This is a genomic window from Caldicellulosiruptor bescii DSM 6725, assembly GCF_000022325.1.
Taxonomy (GTDB): domain Bacteria; phylum Bacillota; class Thermoanaerobacteria; order Caldicellulosiruptorales; family Caldicellulosiruptoraceae; genus Caldicellulosiruptor; species Caldicellulosiruptor bescii.
In genome coordinates, this window is the sequence record NC_012034.1 from 1,087,338 (window position 1) to 1,102,027 (window position 14,690).

The 14,690-nt window shown below is 36.1% G+C and carries 20 protein-coding genes; all 20 read left to right on the forward strand.

Annotated features, from left to right (window positions below; genetic code table 11):
- The first annotated feature begins 11 nt into the window (after nucleotides 1-11).
- Nucleotides 12-1,247, forward strand: coding sequence for a competence/damage-inducible protein A (locus ATHE_RS04930; RefSeq protein ID WP_015907503.1), 1,236 nt, complete (start codon nucleotides 12-14; stop codon nucleotides 1,245-1,247).
- Between the two features lie 62 nt (nucleotides 1,248-1,309).
- A complete protein-coding gene (recA, locus tag ATHE_RS04935; RefSeq protein WP_015907504.1) occupies nucleotides 1,310-2,380 on the forward strand; it encodes a recombinase RecA in 1,071 nt (356 codons plus the stop codon).
- Nucleotides 2,364-2,966 (forward strand): regulatory protein RecX, encoded by a 603-nt coding sequence (locus tag ATHE_RS04940; RefSeq protein ID WP_015907505.1) that lies wholly within the window; start codon nucleotides 2,364-2,366, stop codon nucleotides 2,964-2,966. The genes recA and ATHE_RS04940 overlap by 17 nt, the downstream gene beginning before the upstream one ends.
- Before the next feature lie 96 nt (nucleotides 2,967-3,062).
- Nucleotides 3,063-4,628 carry a ribonuclease Y gene (rny, locus tag ATHE_RS04945; protein ID WP_013430636.1) on the forward strand — a complete coding sequence of 522 codons (1,566 nt, stop codon included), beginning with the start codon at nucleotides 3,063-3,065 and terminating at the stop codon, nucleotides 4,626-4,628.
- Between the two features lie 92 nt (nucleotides 4,629-4,720).
- Nucleotides 4,721-5,500 carry a TIGR00282 family metallophosphoesterase gene (locus ATHE_RS04950; protein WP_015907506.1) on the forward strand — a complete coding sequence of 260 codons (780 nt, stop codon included), beginning with the start codon at nucleotides 4,721-4,723 and terminating at the stop codon, nucleotides 5,498-5,500.
- Between the two features lie 132 nt (nucleotides 5,501-5,632).
- Nucleotides 5,633-6,574 (forward strand): AAA family ATPase, encoded by a 942-nt coding sequence (locus ATHE_RS04955; protein ID WP_015907507.1) that lies wholly within the window; start codon nucleotides 5,633-5,635, stop codon nucleotides 6,572-6,574.
- Entirely contained in the window at nucleotides 6,567-7,049 is a 483-nt protein-coding gene (locus tag ATHE_RS04960) for a stage III sporulation protein AB (RefSeq protein WP_015907508.1), read from the forward strand. The genes ATHE_RS04955 and ATHE_RS04960 overlap by 8 nt, the downstream gene beginning before the upstream one ends.
- Nucleotides 7,050-7,071: 22 nt before the next feature.
- Nucleotides 7,072-7,272 carry a stage III sporulation protein AC gene (gene spoIIIAC, locus ATHE_RS04965; protein ID WP_015907509.1) on the forward strand — a complete coding sequence of 67 codons (201 nt, stop codon included), beginning with the start codon at nucleotides 7,072-7,074 and terminating at the stop codon, nucleotides 7,270-7,272.
- Between the two features lie 21 nt (nucleotides 7,273-7,293).
- Nucleotides 7,294-7,680 (forward strand): SpoIIIAC/SpoIIIAD family protein, encoded by a 387-nt coding sequence (locus ATHE_RS04970; RefSeq protein ID WP_015907510.1) that lies wholly within the window; start codon nucleotides 7,294-7,296, stop codon nucleotides 7,678-7,680.
- Between the two features lie 12 nt (nucleotides 7,681-7,692).
- Entirely contained in the window at nucleotides 7,693-8,802 is a 1,110-nt protein-coding gene (locus tag ATHE_RS04975) for a stage III sporulation protein AE (RefSeq protein WP_041727112.1), read from the forward strand.
- A 4-nt stretch (nucleotides 8,803-8,806) separates the two neighbouring features.
- On the forward strand, nucleotides 8,807-9,301 hold the full coding sequence (locus ATHE_RS04980) for a stage III sporulation protein AF (RefSeq protein ID WP_015907512.1): 495 nt from the start codon (nucleotides 8,807-8,809) through the stop codon (nucleotides 9,299-9,301).
- A gap of 6 nt (nucleotides 9,302-9,307) precedes the next feature.
- The gene (locus ATHE_RS04985) at nucleotides 9,308-9,862 is read left to right on the forward strand and encodes a hypothetical protein (protein ID WP_015907513.1); all 555 of its coding nucleotides are present in this window, start codon (nucleotides 9,308-9,310) and stop codon (nucleotides 9,860-9,862) included.
- A complete protein-coding gene (locus tag ATHE_RS04990) occupies nucleotides 9,859-10,395 on the forward strand; it encodes a SpoIIIAH-like family protein (protein ID WP_015907514.1) in 537 nt (178 codons plus the stop codon). The genes ATHE_RS04985 and ATHE_RS04990 overlap by 4 nt, the downstream gene beginning before the upstream one ends.
- Nucleotides 10,396-10,481: 86 nt before the next feature.
- A complete protein-coding gene (locus ATHE_RS04995) occupies nucleotides 10,482-10,868 on the forward strand; it encodes an Asp23/Gls24 family envelope stress response protein (RefSeq protein WP_013411746.1) in 387 nt (128 codons plus the stop codon).
- Between the two features lie 52 nt (nucleotides 10,869-10,920).
- Nucleotides 10,921-11,460 carry an alkaline shock response membrane anchor protein AmaP gene (gene amaP, locus ATHE_RS05000; protein ID WP_015907515.1) on the forward strand — a complete coding sequence of 180 codons (540 nt, stop codon included), beginning with the start codon at nucleotides 10,921-10,923 and terminating at the stop codon, nucleotides 11,458-11,460.
- Between the two features lie 10 nt (nucleotides 11,461-11,470).
- Complete coding sequence (locus ATHE_RS05005) at nucleotides 11,471-11,680, forward strand: DUF2273 domain-containing protein (protein WP_013403605.1); 210 nt, start codon at nucleotides 11,471-11,473, stop codon at nucleotides 11,678-11,680.
- Nucleotides 11,681-11,704: 24 nt separating this feature from the next.
- Nucleotides 11,705-12,142 carry a transcription antitermination factor NusB gene (gene nusB, locus ATHE_RS05010; RefSeq protein WP_079504014.1) on the forward strand — a complete coding sequence of 146 codons (438 nt, stop codon included), beginning with the start codon at nucleotides 11,705-11,707 and terminating at the stop codon, nucleotides 12,140-12,142.
- Nucleotides 12,139-13,503: an exodeoxyribonuclease VII large subunit gene (gene xseA / locus ATHE_RS05015; protein ID WP_015907517.1), complete on the forward strand. Its 1,365-nt coding sequence runs from the start codon at nucleotides 12,139-12,141 to the stop codon at nucleotides 13,501-13,503. Before nusB ends, xseA begins: the two co-directional genes overlap by 4 nt.
- Nucleotides 13,496-13,756 carry an exodeoxyribonuclease VII small subunit gene (gene xseB, locus ATHE_RS05020; protein ID WP_015907518.1) on the forward strand — a complete coding sequence of 87 codons (261 nt, stop codon included), beginning with the start codon at nucleotides 13,496-13,498 and terminating at the stop codon, nucleotides 13,754-13,756. Before xseA ends, xseB begins: the two co-directional genes overlap by 8 nt.
- Entirely contained in the window at nucleotides 13,753-14,652 is a 900-nt protein-coding gene (locus ATHE_RS05025; RefSeq protein ID WP_015907519.1) for a polyprenyl synthetase family protein, read from the forward strand. The genes xseB and ATHE_RS05025 overlap by 4 nt, the downstream gene beginning before the upstream one ends.
- The last annotated feature ends 38 nt before the right edge of the window (nucleotides 14,653-14,690 follow it).

Below are 14,690 nucleotides of genomic sequence, written 5' to 3' on the forward strand. Positions count from 1 at the left end.
GGCGAAAATTTATGGTGGCTGAAATAATCTGTGTGGGTACAGAACTGTTGCTTGGTCAGATTTTGAACACAAATAGTCAATATCTTGCTCAAAAATTGGCCGAGCTTGGTATTGACCTTTATTTTCAGACAACTGTTGGGGATAATATGGAAAGGCTCAAAATGGCAATTGATATAGCCACAAAAAGGTCTGACGTATTGATTTTTACAGGAGGGCTTGGTCCAACATCTGATGACATTACAAAAGAAGCAGTAGCAGATTATTTTGGTTTGACCCTTGTGCTGGATGAAGATATATTAAGAAGAATTGAAAGTTTTTTTGAACGCAGGCAGGTAAAGATGCCTCAGATTAACAAAAAACAGGCATATGTTCCCGAAGGTGCAAAAGTTCTTCACAACAAAAATGGTACAGCACCTGGACTTATCATTGAAAAAGACGGCAAGATTGCAATTTTGCTTCCTGGACCTCCTTTTGAGATGCAGCCGATGTTTGAAGAAGAAGTCTTGCCTTATTTAGAGAAGTTTTCAAAACAAAAGATTTACTCAAGAGTGTTAAAGTTTATTGGAATAGGTGAGTCTTCTATTGAAGAGGCTCTGAAGGATTTAATCCTCTCTCAGACAGACCCAACGATGGCTCTTTATGCAAAACCGTTTGAAGTTGAGCTGAGAATTACAACAAAAAAAGAGAGTGAAGAGCTTGCAAAATCACTTCTTCAATCGATGGAATATAGAATAAGAGAGCGTTTAGGAGAGTATATTTATGGTGTTGACAGACAGCTGCTGGAAGAAGTTGTGATAGGCTTGCTTACAGAAAAGAAGTTAAAGGTTAGCGTTGCCGAGTCGTGCACGGGAGGGCTTATCTGCAACAAGCTTACAAATGTGCCAGGCGCATCCGAAGTATTTGACAGAGGGTTTATAGTATATTCAAATGAGGCCAAGATGAAACTGCTTGGTGTTCCAGAGCAAGTGTTGAAAGAGCACGGGGCAGTAAGTTCTCAGACAGCCAGGTTTATGGCACAGGGAGCACTTTCAAATTCGCTATCAGATATTGCACTGTCTGTGACAGGAATTGCAGGGCCAGGCGGTGGGAGTGAAACAAAACCTGTAGGGCTTGTATATATTGGTATTGCAACAAAAGATAATGTTGAGAGTTTTGAATTCAGGTTTTCGGGTGACAGATTAAGGATAAAAGAGATGACTTCAAAGGCTGCCCTCAACATTTTGAGAAAAAAGATAATTGATTATTGAAAAATTAGAAGCAAAAGTATATAATAATTCTAAACATATGTTCGAAAAGATGGGGGTTAAAAATGGAAAACTTAGATAAGAAAAAAGCTTTAGACAAGGTTATTATGGACATTGAGAAGGCTTACGGGAAAGGCGCTATAATGAAGCTTGGCGAGATGGCAAAAGAAAATATTGATGTTATACCCACAGGTGCGCTTTCTTTAGACATTGCGCTTGGCGTTGGAGGAGTTCCGCGAGGCAGGATTGTAGAGATTTATGGTGCAGAGTCATCTGGTAAGACCACTATTGCGCTTCATATAATTGCAGAGGCACAAAAAATGGGTGGTGAGGCAGCATTTATTGACGCTGAGCATGCGCTTGACCCATTTTATGCTAAAAAACTTGGTGTTGACATAAACAATCTTATTGTGTCTCAGCCAGACAGCGGCGAGCAGGCTTTGGAGATTGTGGAGGCACTTGTTAGAAGTAATGCAATAGATGTTATTGTAATTGACTCTGTTGCAGCGCTTGTGCCTCAGGCAGAGATCGATGGTGAGATGGGAGAGGCGCATGTTGGGCTTCAGGCAAGGCTCATGTCACAGGCGCTCAGAAAGCTTGCCGGTATTACAAGCAAGACAAAGACCACAGTCATATTCATAAACCAGCTTCGCGAAAAGGTTGGGATAATGTTTGGCAATCCTGAGACAACACCAGGTGGTAGAGCGCTTAAGTTCTATGCATCTGTCAGATTAGAAGTTAGAAAAGGTGAGATTATCAAGTCTCAAGGCCAACCGATAGGCAGCAAGGTAAAGGTTAAGGTTGTGAAGAATAAGGTTGCGCCACCGTTTAAAGAGGCTGAGTTTGATTTGATTTATGGAGAAGGAATCTCAAAAGAAGGAAATGTTTTAGATGTTGCAGTTAACATCGATGTTATTCAAAAGAGTGGGGCGTGGTATACCTACAACGGTCAAAAGATTGGTCAGGGTAGAGAAAACGCAAAACAGTTTTTGAAAGAAAATCCTGATATAATGCAGGAGATAATTGAAAAGATAAGGCAGAATGCAAACCTTGCATTTGAGAAAATAAAGACAACAGCAGAGATTTCTGATGAGGATTTGCTGTTGAGTGGTGAAATTAATGAGGATATTGGATAAAAAGATAGTTGGGAACAGAGCTTTGCTTGTTTTTGACGATGGCAAAGAAGTTGAGATAGACAGAGAGGTCTATCTTGAAAGAAGATTGTATGCAAAAGATGAGATAGACCAAAAAGAATTGGAAGAGGTTTTATTTGAAAGTGGCCTTAAAAGTGCAAAAAAGTTGCTGGTAAGCTACATTCAAAGGTATCCGCTCAAATCTGAATATGGATATTACAAATATTTGCTTTCCCGCGGGTATGATTCGGCTACTGCTTTGAAAGCGGTAGCTTATTTTGTTAATAGCGGATACATTGATGAGCTGGAAGCTGCCAAAAAGCTTGTAAATAAGTATCAAAAGAGAAAGTCAAGCTTTGAGATATTACAGCTTTTGCGGAAAAATGGGTTCAAATCGTCCACAATTTCAAAGCTAAATTTAAAGTCTGAAAATGATAAAGAAATTCTTGTAAAGCTTTTACAAAAGAAGTTAAGGAGAGTAGATAATGAGGATAGCAAAGAGATTTTAAAGGTTATTAAGTGGTTTGTGGCAAGAGGATATGACTACAATACAGTGGTTGAAAAAATTAGAGAATTCTTAGATTATTGAGAAGACGCCATTGTTGACACTGTATGCAAAAAGTAATAAAATTTAATTGAAGCAGTTTTTTTATAATTTAATTTTAACTTATTCAACACAAAGGAGGTGCAAAAGATTAGTGAGACATTGAAGTTTGTAATTATTGGAGCAATTGTTTTGGTAGCATCAATGGTTGCCTTTTTCTTGGGCTATTTATATAGAAAGAAGATTGCAGAAAAGACCATAAAAAGTGCTGAACAAGAAGCCCAAAGAATTGTTGAGGAGGCCAAAAAACAGGCCGAGGCATACAAAAAGGAGGCAACACTCCTTGCAAAAGAAGAGATACACAGAGCAAGGAGCGAATTTGACAGAGAGGTAAGAGAACGAAGAGCAGAGCTCCAGAGGTTCGAAAGAAGACTTATCCAAAAAGAAGAGATGCTTGACAAAAAGATGGCGTCTGTAGAGGAAAAAGAAGAGCAGCTCAATCAGAAGCTGAAAGATATTCAAAAACTTCAAGAGGAGATTGAACTTTTAAAACAAAAAGAGCAGGAAGAGCTGCAAAGAATTTCTGGGCTCACTCAGGAAGAAGCAAAACAAATTATACTCAAGAGTGTTGAACAAGATGTCAAACATGACGTTGCGCTCATGATAAAAGAGCTTGAACAGCAAGCAAAAGAAGAGGCTGACAAAAAAGCCAGAGAAATTATTGCTACTGCTATCCAACGCTATTCGTCAGACTATGTTGCAGAAAACACTGTTTCTGTTGTGACACTCCCAAATGATGAAATGAAAGGTAGAATCATAGGTAGAGAAGGAAGAAACATAAAGACATTTGAGACTGTCACAGGAATAGACCTTATAATTGACGACACACCCGAGGCAGTAATATTATCAGGGTTTGACCCGATAAGGCGTGAGATAGCAAAATTGACGCTTGAAAAGCTCATTTTAGATGGGCGAATACATCCTGCGCGAATTGAAGAAATGTACGAAAAAGCAAAACGAGAGGTTGAGAATAAGATTCGAGAAGAAGGAGAAAGGGTTGTATTTGAGCTTGGGATTCACAACTTGCATCCAGAACTCATTAAGCTCATAGGAAAACTTAAGTACAGAACAAGCTACGGTCAAAATGTTCTTGCACATTCTATTGAGGTAGCAAACATAGCAGGTATCATGGCAGCAGAGCTCGGTCTTGACCAGAGCATTGCAAAGCGTGCAGGTCTTTTGCATGACATTGGCAAAGCAGTTGACCATGAAATGGAAGGGTCACATGCCCTGATTGGTTATGAGCTTGCTAAAAAATACAAGGAGACAAACCCGGATGTCCTTGAAGCGATTGGTGGGCATCACGGTGAGATGGAAACAAGGTCAATTTACAATGTGTTAATTCAGGCTGCTGACTCTGTTTCAGCGGCACGACCAGGAGCTCGAAGAGAATCTCTTGAGTCTTATATCAAAAGACTTCAGAAACTTGAAGAGATTGCGAATTCTTTTGATGGTGTTGAAAAGGCTTATGCAATTCAAGCAGGAAGAGAGATAAGAATAATGGTAAAGCCTGACCATGTGAGTGATGATGATATTGTTATAATGGCAAGAGAGATAGTAAAGAGAATTGAAAGTGAGCTTGATTATCCAGGTCAGATAAAGGTAAATGTAATCAGAGAAGTTCGAGCAGTTGAATATGCAAAATGAGAAAAAAAGCGTGTTTTGTTCATGGCTTTTAAAAGCTTTGAACAAGACACGCTTTTTATAAATTTATTCTGGAAAATATCTGGAGGTATGGAATGAGATTTTTAGCTATAGGAGACGTTGTTGGAAGACCGGGGAGAAACATTCTAAAGAGCACCCTATCTAAACTTAAGGAAAACTACAAGATAGACGTTGTGATTGCTAACTGTGAGAATGCTGCGGGCGGTAATGGACTTACCAAAAAGGTCGCTGATGAGCTTTTTTCTATAGGAATTGATGTTATGACAATGGGAAACCATGTGTGGGCAAATAAAGAGATTTTTTCTTTCATAGAAAATGAGACCAGGATAATAAGACCTGCAAATTATCCCGAGGGTACTACTCCGGGCAGAGGATATAATGTGTTTGAAAAAAATAATGTAAAATTTACAGTTATTAACTTGTGTGGCAGAGTATTTATGGAAAATTTGGACTGTCCTTTTAGGAAAATTGATGAGATTTTGAAAAAAATAGAATGTCCAATAATCATTGTTGATTTTCATGCAGAAGCCACATCAGAAAAGATAGCACTTGGCTTTTATGTTGATGGCCGTGTTTCTTGTCTTTATGGAACTCACACACATGTGCAAACAGCAGATGAAAAAATACTTCCAAACGGTACAGCTTATATAACAGATATTGGTATGACAGGGCCGTATGACTCTGTTTTGGGTGTTGACAAGGATATTGTAATTCAAAAATTCACAACCCTTCTTCCTGTCAGGTTTGAGGTTGCCAAAGGTAAAGCTCAGTTCAACGGAATTGTGTTTGAAGTGGACAACAACAGCGGAAAAGCAGTTTCTATTGAGAGGATAAACTTTACGCTGGAAGAGTAAATAAAGATTTGTACACACTTTTTAAGAGCTGCAAGTAATCAAAATTTGCAGCTCTTATTTTTTCTCATAATCTTCTGGGTAACATAATAATAATTTAATATAGAACAAATGAGAAAGGAATGTGAGGTCTTAATGACAGCTTTAAGTATAAATACAGAAGTTGAGAAACTCCTTGACAGGCTTCCTGCCGAGATTGTTTACACAATCAAAACAACCTTTGAAGAAAATCTTCATGAAATTTGTGAGATAAAAATAAACTTAAACTGTCCACTAATTGTAATTGGTAAAAGAGAGTATGTCTTTGAAAGTTTGATAATTACAAAAGAGATTTTAAACAAATGTATAAGCAGGCTGACAAACAACTCTCTGTTTACATACGAAAAAAATATACTCCAGGGATACTTTACAGTTAACGGTGGGCACAGAATTGGAGTTGCTGGAAAATTCACGTTCGAAAATGGGAACAAACAGGGTTTTGTCAGTTCAATCAGTGGGCTTAATATTAGAGTGGCGAAAACAGTTAGAATAGAATCTGAAAAAATTTTGAAAAGTATAGTGAAAGAGAATCTTGATAGTATCTATAACACTCTCATAATCTCCCCGCCTGGCTGTGGGAAAACTACACTTCTCAGAAACATTATAAGAATCTTAAGCTCTGGTGAAGGAATTTTGGCAGGAAGAGGATTAAGAGTAGTGGTAATTGATGAAAGGTCTGAGATTTGTACAGAGAATAATGACAAAAGGGAGATTGGTATCAGAACCTTTGTATTGGACGGAGTGGATAAGCTCAGAGGGATTTTAATGGCTGTGAGAAGTTTAAATCCTCAGATAATTGCGATGGATGAGCTTGGGTCGCCTTCTGATTATTTGGCAGTTTGTGAAGCATCAAAAATGGGTGTTAGAATAATTGCAACAATGCACGCAGAGTCGATAAAAGACATTTATATGAGGGAGTTTTCTAAAAAAATAATCAATCAAGGTGTATTTGAAAAGGTGATTGTCTTAAGTTCTAAAAACGGTCCCGGAACTATTGAAAAAATAGTATCACTGGGTGAAGAGAGAAATGGTGATTAAGGTAATTGGTTCGGTTTTGATTATTTTTTCTTCTTGCATGATTGGGTACTATCAAACCTTGAAGCTGTGGCAGCAGGTAAAGATTGTAAACCATATGATAGTATTTTTTACATATGCAAAAGCAAATGTAATTGCAGCACGTCTGACGTTTGCCGAGATTTTGGAAAATTTTAAGCTCAAAGAGGAAAGTAAGTTTAATCAGGTAATTGAATACTACTTTTTGTCCATAGGGAAAAACCAAAGTGATGTTAAAAATGTTTATCAACTTGATGAAAATCTTCATAGCCTTCTTGTTAGCCTTTTTAATGTCATAGCTTTTTATTCTATAAGCGAGATAGAAAAGGTTTTGGATGAAGGAATCAGAGAACTTAGAGAATACTACGATACTTACAAGCTCAAATACAAGAAAAATAGCAAAATGTTTGCTGTACTTGGGATTTTTTGTGGAGTGTCTCTTTGCATATTACTTCTATAAGTGGGTTGAGGTGTAAGAATTGATGAATGGAATAGATTTGATTTTCAAGATAGCAGTAATAGGTATAATCCTGTACCTTGTAAATCAAGTGCTTGCAAAAGCTGAAAAGGAAGAACTTGCGATGATGACAACCCTTGTAGGAGTTATAATTGTACTTTTTCTCATAATTGACCTCATAAGAAGGTTTTTTGATACTGTTAAATCAGTTTTCAATCTTTACTAAGATGCTGAGGGACCACGAAAAATGGAAATATTAAATATCGTTGCGCTTTGCATGGTCTCAATATTTGTTGTGAGTATATTAAAAAGAACTCAAAAAGAGATTGGACTTGCTGTGGCGGTCATTGTTGGAATACTCATTTTTTTGATGCTGATTGATAAACTTGTGTATGCTGTTGAGAAGATTGTTGAGATGAGCAATAGAGTCTCTTTTGCAAGCGGCTATGTAAAGACGCTAATAAAAATGACTGGTATTGCACTGGTTTCAGAGTATACAGCAAGCGTGTGTAAAGACAGCGGTGAGAGTGCAATTGCTGAAAAGGTAGAATTTGCAGCAAAAGTTATAATCTTGTTTTTATCACTTCCTTTAATAATGAGCCTATTCGATTTGATTACTAAATTTTTAAGATAAGAGGAATGAATGATGGGACAAAAGAGTTTAGTTTCAGTGTGTATACTTGTATTTTTCATAGTAGCACTTGAATGTTGCCAAGCATCCCAGATTTCGCAAGAATACATCAAAAAAACGAAACAAATTTTAAATGACTACACTGAAAAAGATATAAGTAGTTATCTGGAAAGTATTGTAAAACAAAAAAGAGCAACCTTAGATATGGTAAATATTTTAAAAGAGAAAATAATGGGACAGATTTTTTCTACTTTTCGTCAAATAAGTTTGATACTTATTATAGCCCTATTATATATACTCATTGCAAGCGTTCAAACAGGTCTTAAGAATCAGTCGGTTGCAAATGTAACGTTTTTGGCTTTTTTCTTTACAGAGGTTTTGATTGTACTTCAAAATTTAAAAGATGTTCTTTTAGATGCCCAGCAGACAGTTCAAAATGCGTGCAATTTTGCTGAAGTATTTTTTCCTCTTTTTGTTTCTCTGATAGCTTCTATGGGATATCCAACATATGCGGCTGCAATGAGCCCCAAGATAATGTTTGCCATTGTATTCTCATCTGAATTTTTGAAAAACATCATCTCCCCCTTTGCATATACTTACATACTTATTAGTATTTTATCGAATATTGATAGTGGAAGATTAGGATTGAGAAGGGTTCTGGGTTTCTGTAAAACTGCGTTGATGTGGTGTACAGTAGTTGGGATTGTTGTGTTTGTGGCTATTGTTTCTGTCGAAGGTATTGCAAATGTTACAGTGGACAGCTTAATTACAAAATCAATAAAATACAGCGTTGGTAACTTTGTGCCATTTGTAGGAAAGATATTATCCGATGCCGCTGATACTCTTGCGACAAGCCTTGCGATAGTGAAAAATTCTCTTGGTGTAGTAGGCTTGATAGTTTTGCTGATAGGGATTGGAGTTTCCCTATTAAAAATTTTAGCAGTGTTTGTGGTATTCAGAGTGGCAGCTATTTTTGTAGGTTTAGTTGGTGATGCAATGCTTGCCCAGTTTTTGGATGACTATGCCGACGTACTCATTTTGATTTTTGCAATAGCATTTACAGCTTTGTGTATGTTTGTTGTTGCGTTCTCCTCAACCCTCTTTTTGCTTCAGGTTGGAAGGTGAGAACATGCAGGAGGTTCTAAACGAAATTAGCCTCTCTCTGTTTTATATAGTAATAATTTCAATTTTAATTGAAAACTTAGTAAATGAAAGATACAGAAAATACATAAATGTTTTTCTGGGACTGATAGTAAGTATGGTATTAATAGCGCCCATTGTCCAAAAATCAGATTTTTTAAAGTTTGAGTTTCAAAAAACTCTACAGAGGATAGAGAGCGAATTTAACCAGCAAGGAATTTACTCTCAAGACATCTACAGGGAAGCTCTTGTACAAGAGTATAAAAGTAAATTGCAAGATGAAATTAAAGATGATGTTAGTTCTACCTGTGGAAAAGAGATACAGATTGTTGAAATGAACATCTATGAAAACATGGATTCGCCTGATTTTGGTAAGATAAATGAAATAAAAATTGAAGGTGAGTATGATGGTAAGGTGGTTGAGATAATTTCAAACAAGTATCATGTGCGCAAAGATAAAATCTATTTCCAAAAGCTGAGGTGAAGAAAAATGGCTGATTTGAGAAAGATAAAAAATTTGCTTGAAAATGTTATGAAAATCAAAGATTTGATTATTTTTTTGGGCGTATGTGGAATATTTCTTCTTGTAGTTTCTTCAAACTTTTCTACATCTTCAAAACAAACAAGTGCTACTATAAAACAACAAGAAATTCAAGAGGATGGGCAGCAGTATGAACAGCTAATTGAGAAAAAACTTGAGGGTATATTAAAGGAAATAGACCCAACAAGAGATGTTTCAGTGATGATAACTTTTGACGACTGCTATGAGTACGTGCTTGCTACTGAAACAAGAGAGAACAGGCGAAGTGAAAAACAAAACCAAAATACAACCATTTCTGAAGAAGAAATAGATAGCAAAGTAGTTGTGTTGCAACAGCAAGGTGAATCAAAACCTTTTGTGGTGAAAAGGATATACCCAAAAGTCAGAGGAGTGGCTATAGTTTCCAAAGGAGCAAGGGATAAGAAGGTATATATAGGTCTTGTTAAGGCTGCATCAACTGTGCTTGGTATAACTCCTGATAAAGTGGAGGTGTTTGTTAAGTGAACAAGAAGATATTTGTAAAAGTATATAGCAAAAGACAGCTTATGACAATTTCGCTTGTCATCTTGCTTATAGTAGCAGGAATTATAAATTCAAGAGTGGAGCTTGGAAATAAAAAGAAGATAAACCCTTCTGTAATTGAAGTAAGTAATCCGACTGTACACAAAAGTGAAAGCGATGCTGAAGAGAGTACAATTGATGAAATGAAGCTAAAAAGAGAAATAGAACGCTCTAAAGAGATAAACCTTTTAAAGTCTCTTTTAAATGACCAAGCTGATGCAAATGCTCAGAAAAAGATTGATGATAAGATAGCTAAAATTATTGATATCAGCAACAAGGAAATGACATGCGAAAATGTTCTAAGTTCCAAGGGTTTGGGAGAGAGTGCAGTGTTTTATACAGATGATACAATATATGTTGTGGTACAAAAGAAGCTTGAAAAGAGAGAGCTAATTCAGATTCAGAATGTGATAATGAACGTATTTAAGGTGGATTTTAACAAGATAAGAGTGTCTCAAAGTAAAAACTTAAATTAACTGATGTTGTTAAAACAAAAAAGTATAGGGTATAATATATAACATAGAATGAAAATTCTTATTAAAGATTGAGGAGGTATTTTAAAATGTCAGAAAACACTATTGGCGAAACAATGGGTGGGGTTGTAAAGATTGCTGAAGAAGTTGTGGCTATAATTGCAGCTGTTGCAGCCTCTGAAGTAAAAGGTGTTGCATCAATGGTTGGGTCTTGGACAGGCAATATTACAGAAGCTCTGGGTAAAAAGAACTTAGCAAAAGGTGTAAAAGTCCAAGTTGGAGAAAAAGAAGCGGCAATTGATATCTACATAACAGTAGAGTATGGTGTCAGAATTCCAGAGGTCGCATGGGAGATTCAGGAGAGAGTAAAGAGTGCTGTTGAGAGCATGACAGGCTTGAAAGTTGTTGAAGTCAATATACATGTTCAGGGGATAAAGTTTGAAAAAGAAGAGCAAAAAGAAGAGGTGGCAGAGTAAATCTCTGGGCAGCAGAGATTTACTCTCATTTTTGTGAGGAGGAAAGGTGCAAATGAAAATTGGTGAGAGAATACTTTTGACCATATTTACGTTAATTGTAATATTTTTTTCAGTAATTGCTATTTTGCTTCCACTCAACATCTTTGACGTAGATACAGTTCAGGCTGCTGTATATAATTATATGAACACACCCATATATGCCATCATACCGCTACTTCTGATAATAATGGGGTTTTCAGTAATGTTTATTGGTGTTAAGAAGAAAAAAGCAAGGCTTGGGATAATTCACACAAACGAGTTTGGAAATCTCTTAATCTCACCAAAGACATTTGAGTCTGCAGGGTACAATGCAGTAAAGGATATAAAGGGAATAAAAGATGCCTCAATTGAGATAGAGTTTGACGAAAGTGGTGTTATATATTACATTGATGCTATTGTCACAAATGATATCAATGTGCCTGAGTTGACAAAAGAGGTTCAAAATGCTATAAAGAGTCATGTGGAAGTGGCAATAGGAATCACTGTTAAAGCTATTAACTTTCACGTGAAGGATATGGTTGCCCCGCAAGTACCTATTACTCATTTGAGGTAGGGGTGTTAAAATGGATTTGTTGAAGGAATTTTTAGTAAAACATTTAGGAGAAGTAATAGGCGGGCTGATTGGTCTTGTATTTGCAATATTTGTGCTTATTTTTGGTTTTTTTAAAACACTGTTTATATTCATCTGCATAGCGGTTGGAATATTTATAGGCGGACGATATTTTGAAAAGAAAAAACTAATTGAGTTTTTAGACAAACACTTACCATGGTAAAAAAGGGGTTGAAAATGAAAAAAAATGCACAGAAGAAGGAAGACAAGAGAACTCTGCATGAAAATCTTGTATGCTTACAGATTTGAAAATAATACACAAGACATAATAGAATTTTACAAAAAGTTTAGAGAATTAAATCAAGATGAAGATTTCAAGGACATAGATGAGAAGTATCTTGAAAGATTATTAAAAGGAGTAATTCAAAACCAGCAAAAAATAGATAACATTATTGAAAAGTACTCAAAAGATTGGCCACTTAGCAGACTTCCAATGGTTGAGCTTGAACTTATGAGAATTGCTGTGTATGAGCTTTTATTTGAAGAGGAAGTGCCTGTTTCTGTTGCAATTGACGAGGCTGTTGACATGGCAAGTATATTTGGGATAGAAAAGGCGCCAAGCTTTGTGAACGGTATACTTGGCAGGATTGCTGCAAATGAGGTGAAAAGAGGCCAGAAATCATGATGATAAGCAATATAGTTTCTAAGAAAGAATGGAGCGTTTATGAGCTTACAAGCTATTTAAAAAAGAAAGTTGAAATGGATGTGCTTTTGAAAAACATATACCTAAAAGGTGAAGTTATAAGACCTTCAGTTTCAGGTGACCATCTTTATTTTGAACTGAAGGATTTAGAATATGATGCAAAAATAAAGTGTGTATTTTTTTGGTTTGACAAAAATGTTGAGATAAAGCATGGCTCAAAAGTGCTTGTAAAGGGCAATGTCATTTTTTATGAAAAAGAAGGGATAATTGAGCTAAAGGTAAGCGAAATCACTGATATAGGACTTGGAGAGCTGTTTGTAAAATTAAAACAACTTGAAGAAAAGCTAAGACAGGAGGGACTTTTTGATTCAAAATACAAAAAAGAAATTCCACGTTATCCTAAAAAAGTGGGAATAGTTACTTCAAAAAATGGCGCAGCAATCAGGGACATTCTTAATACAATTTATACCCGATTTGAAAACATTCAGGTATATATTTACAGCTGCTCAGTTCAGGGACAAAACGCTCCATATGAGATTTGCGAAGGAATAGAATATTTTAACACCGAGGAGCCTGTTGAGGTTATTATTGTTGGACGTGGTGGCGGCGCATTTGAAGATTTAATGGCGTTCAACAATGAGATGGTAGTAAGGAAGATATTTGAATCTAAAATTCCTATTATATCAGCGGTAGGGCATGAGAGGGACTATGTTTTAAGTGACTTTGTTGCGGACATGAGGGCTATAACTCCCACCAATGCCGGCGAAATGGTGGTGAGTTTTCAGAAACAGGCACTGGAGAAACTGATTGAATATCAAAAGAAAATGAAAAGTGCAATTGAAAAGAAATTTAATAATGTCAAAGAGAAAGTAGGAATACTTCAATACAAATTATACCAAAATTCGCCAGCAAATACCGTTGCAAAACGTGCACAGGATATTGATTTGTATTGCCACAAGCTTTCTTTTGCAATTAGTAGAAAGCTCCATGAAGCTCATAGAAATTTGAAGAATTTTGAAAAAAGATTGGCTGATTTGAATCCTGAATCAAGGCTTTCGATTGCGAGAACAAATTTTGATATATGTAGCAAAAGGCTTGGGGAAGCTTTCAAGAAGATTTTTCAGCAAAAAGAGTTTGCATATAAGGTAAATCTGGAAAAATTAATTGCTCTAAATCCTCTTAATGTTTTAAAGAGGGGGTATTCTATAACATTACATAATTCTAAGATTTTGACTTCCATTTCGCAGGTAAGTAATGGAGATGAGATAGTTACTCAACTTTCAGATGGTATAATAAAATCTAAGGTGTTTTTCAAGCAAAAAGGAGCTGAAAGTGATGTGTGAAGTGCAAAAAGATATAAAATTTGAAGATGCGATGAAAAGATTAGAGGAGATTGTAAAGAGCTTGGAAGATGGTAATCTTTCTCTTGAGGAGGCTATAAAGCTTTACGAAGAGGGAATTAGGCTTACAAAGGTTTGCAATGATATACTCCGCAGCGTGGAAAAGAGAGTAGTGTTAATTGAAAAACTAAATGGAGAATACATTCAAGATGACATTACCAATGATATTTATGGAGGCTTAGGGCAGAAAGAATGATAAGCAGGAAATTAGAGGAATATATATACCTTTCACAGAAAAAAGTAGAAGAGAATTTAGAAAAAATTTTAAAAGAAAGGTCTCCAGAAATAATATATCAGGCTATGCGATACAGCGTTTTTGCAGGGGGAAAAAGGCTAAGACCTTTGCTGTGTTTGCTTTCATATCAGATGGTTTCAAAAGACCAAATAGTAGACGAAAAGATTTTGGATATTGCATCTGCAATAGAACTTATTCACACTTATTCTCTTATTCACGACGACTTGCCGGCGATGGACAATGATGTTTTGCGCAGAGGAAAACCGACAAATCATGTTGTGTTTGGAGAAGCAATAGCTATTTTAGCAGGAGATGCACTTTTAAATTTAGCAGCAGAAGTTTGCATGGACTGGATATTGCGTTATGGCTGTGATAAAAATTTAGTAAAAGCAGCTAAATACCTTTTCTGGGCATCTGGTGTGGAAGGTATGATAGGTGGTCAGGTTATTGATATAACAAACTCTGGACAGGATATTAAAAGTGAAGAACTTTTGTTTGAGATGCACTTGAAGAAAACCTCAAGATTGATTCAGGCATCGTGTGTATGCGGAGCTCTTGTAGCAGCCGCAGAAGATGATGTTGTATCTGACTTGGAGGAATACGGTAAAAATCTTGGTCTTGCCTTTCAAATAAGAGATGATGTTTTGGATGTTATTGGTGACAGTAAAAAAGTGGGCAAGAGCATAGGAAAGGATATAAAAGAAAAGAAGAATACCTTTGTAACCTTTTATGGTTTGGGAAAAGCACAACAGCTTGTTGAACATTATTCTAAGAAAGCCATAGATGTGATAAAAAAGTATGACAATTCAGAACTTCTTATAGAGCTTACCAATTATTTGATAAACAGAGAAAAGTAGCAGTTGACATAATTTAAATAGAATTTATAATATATAAT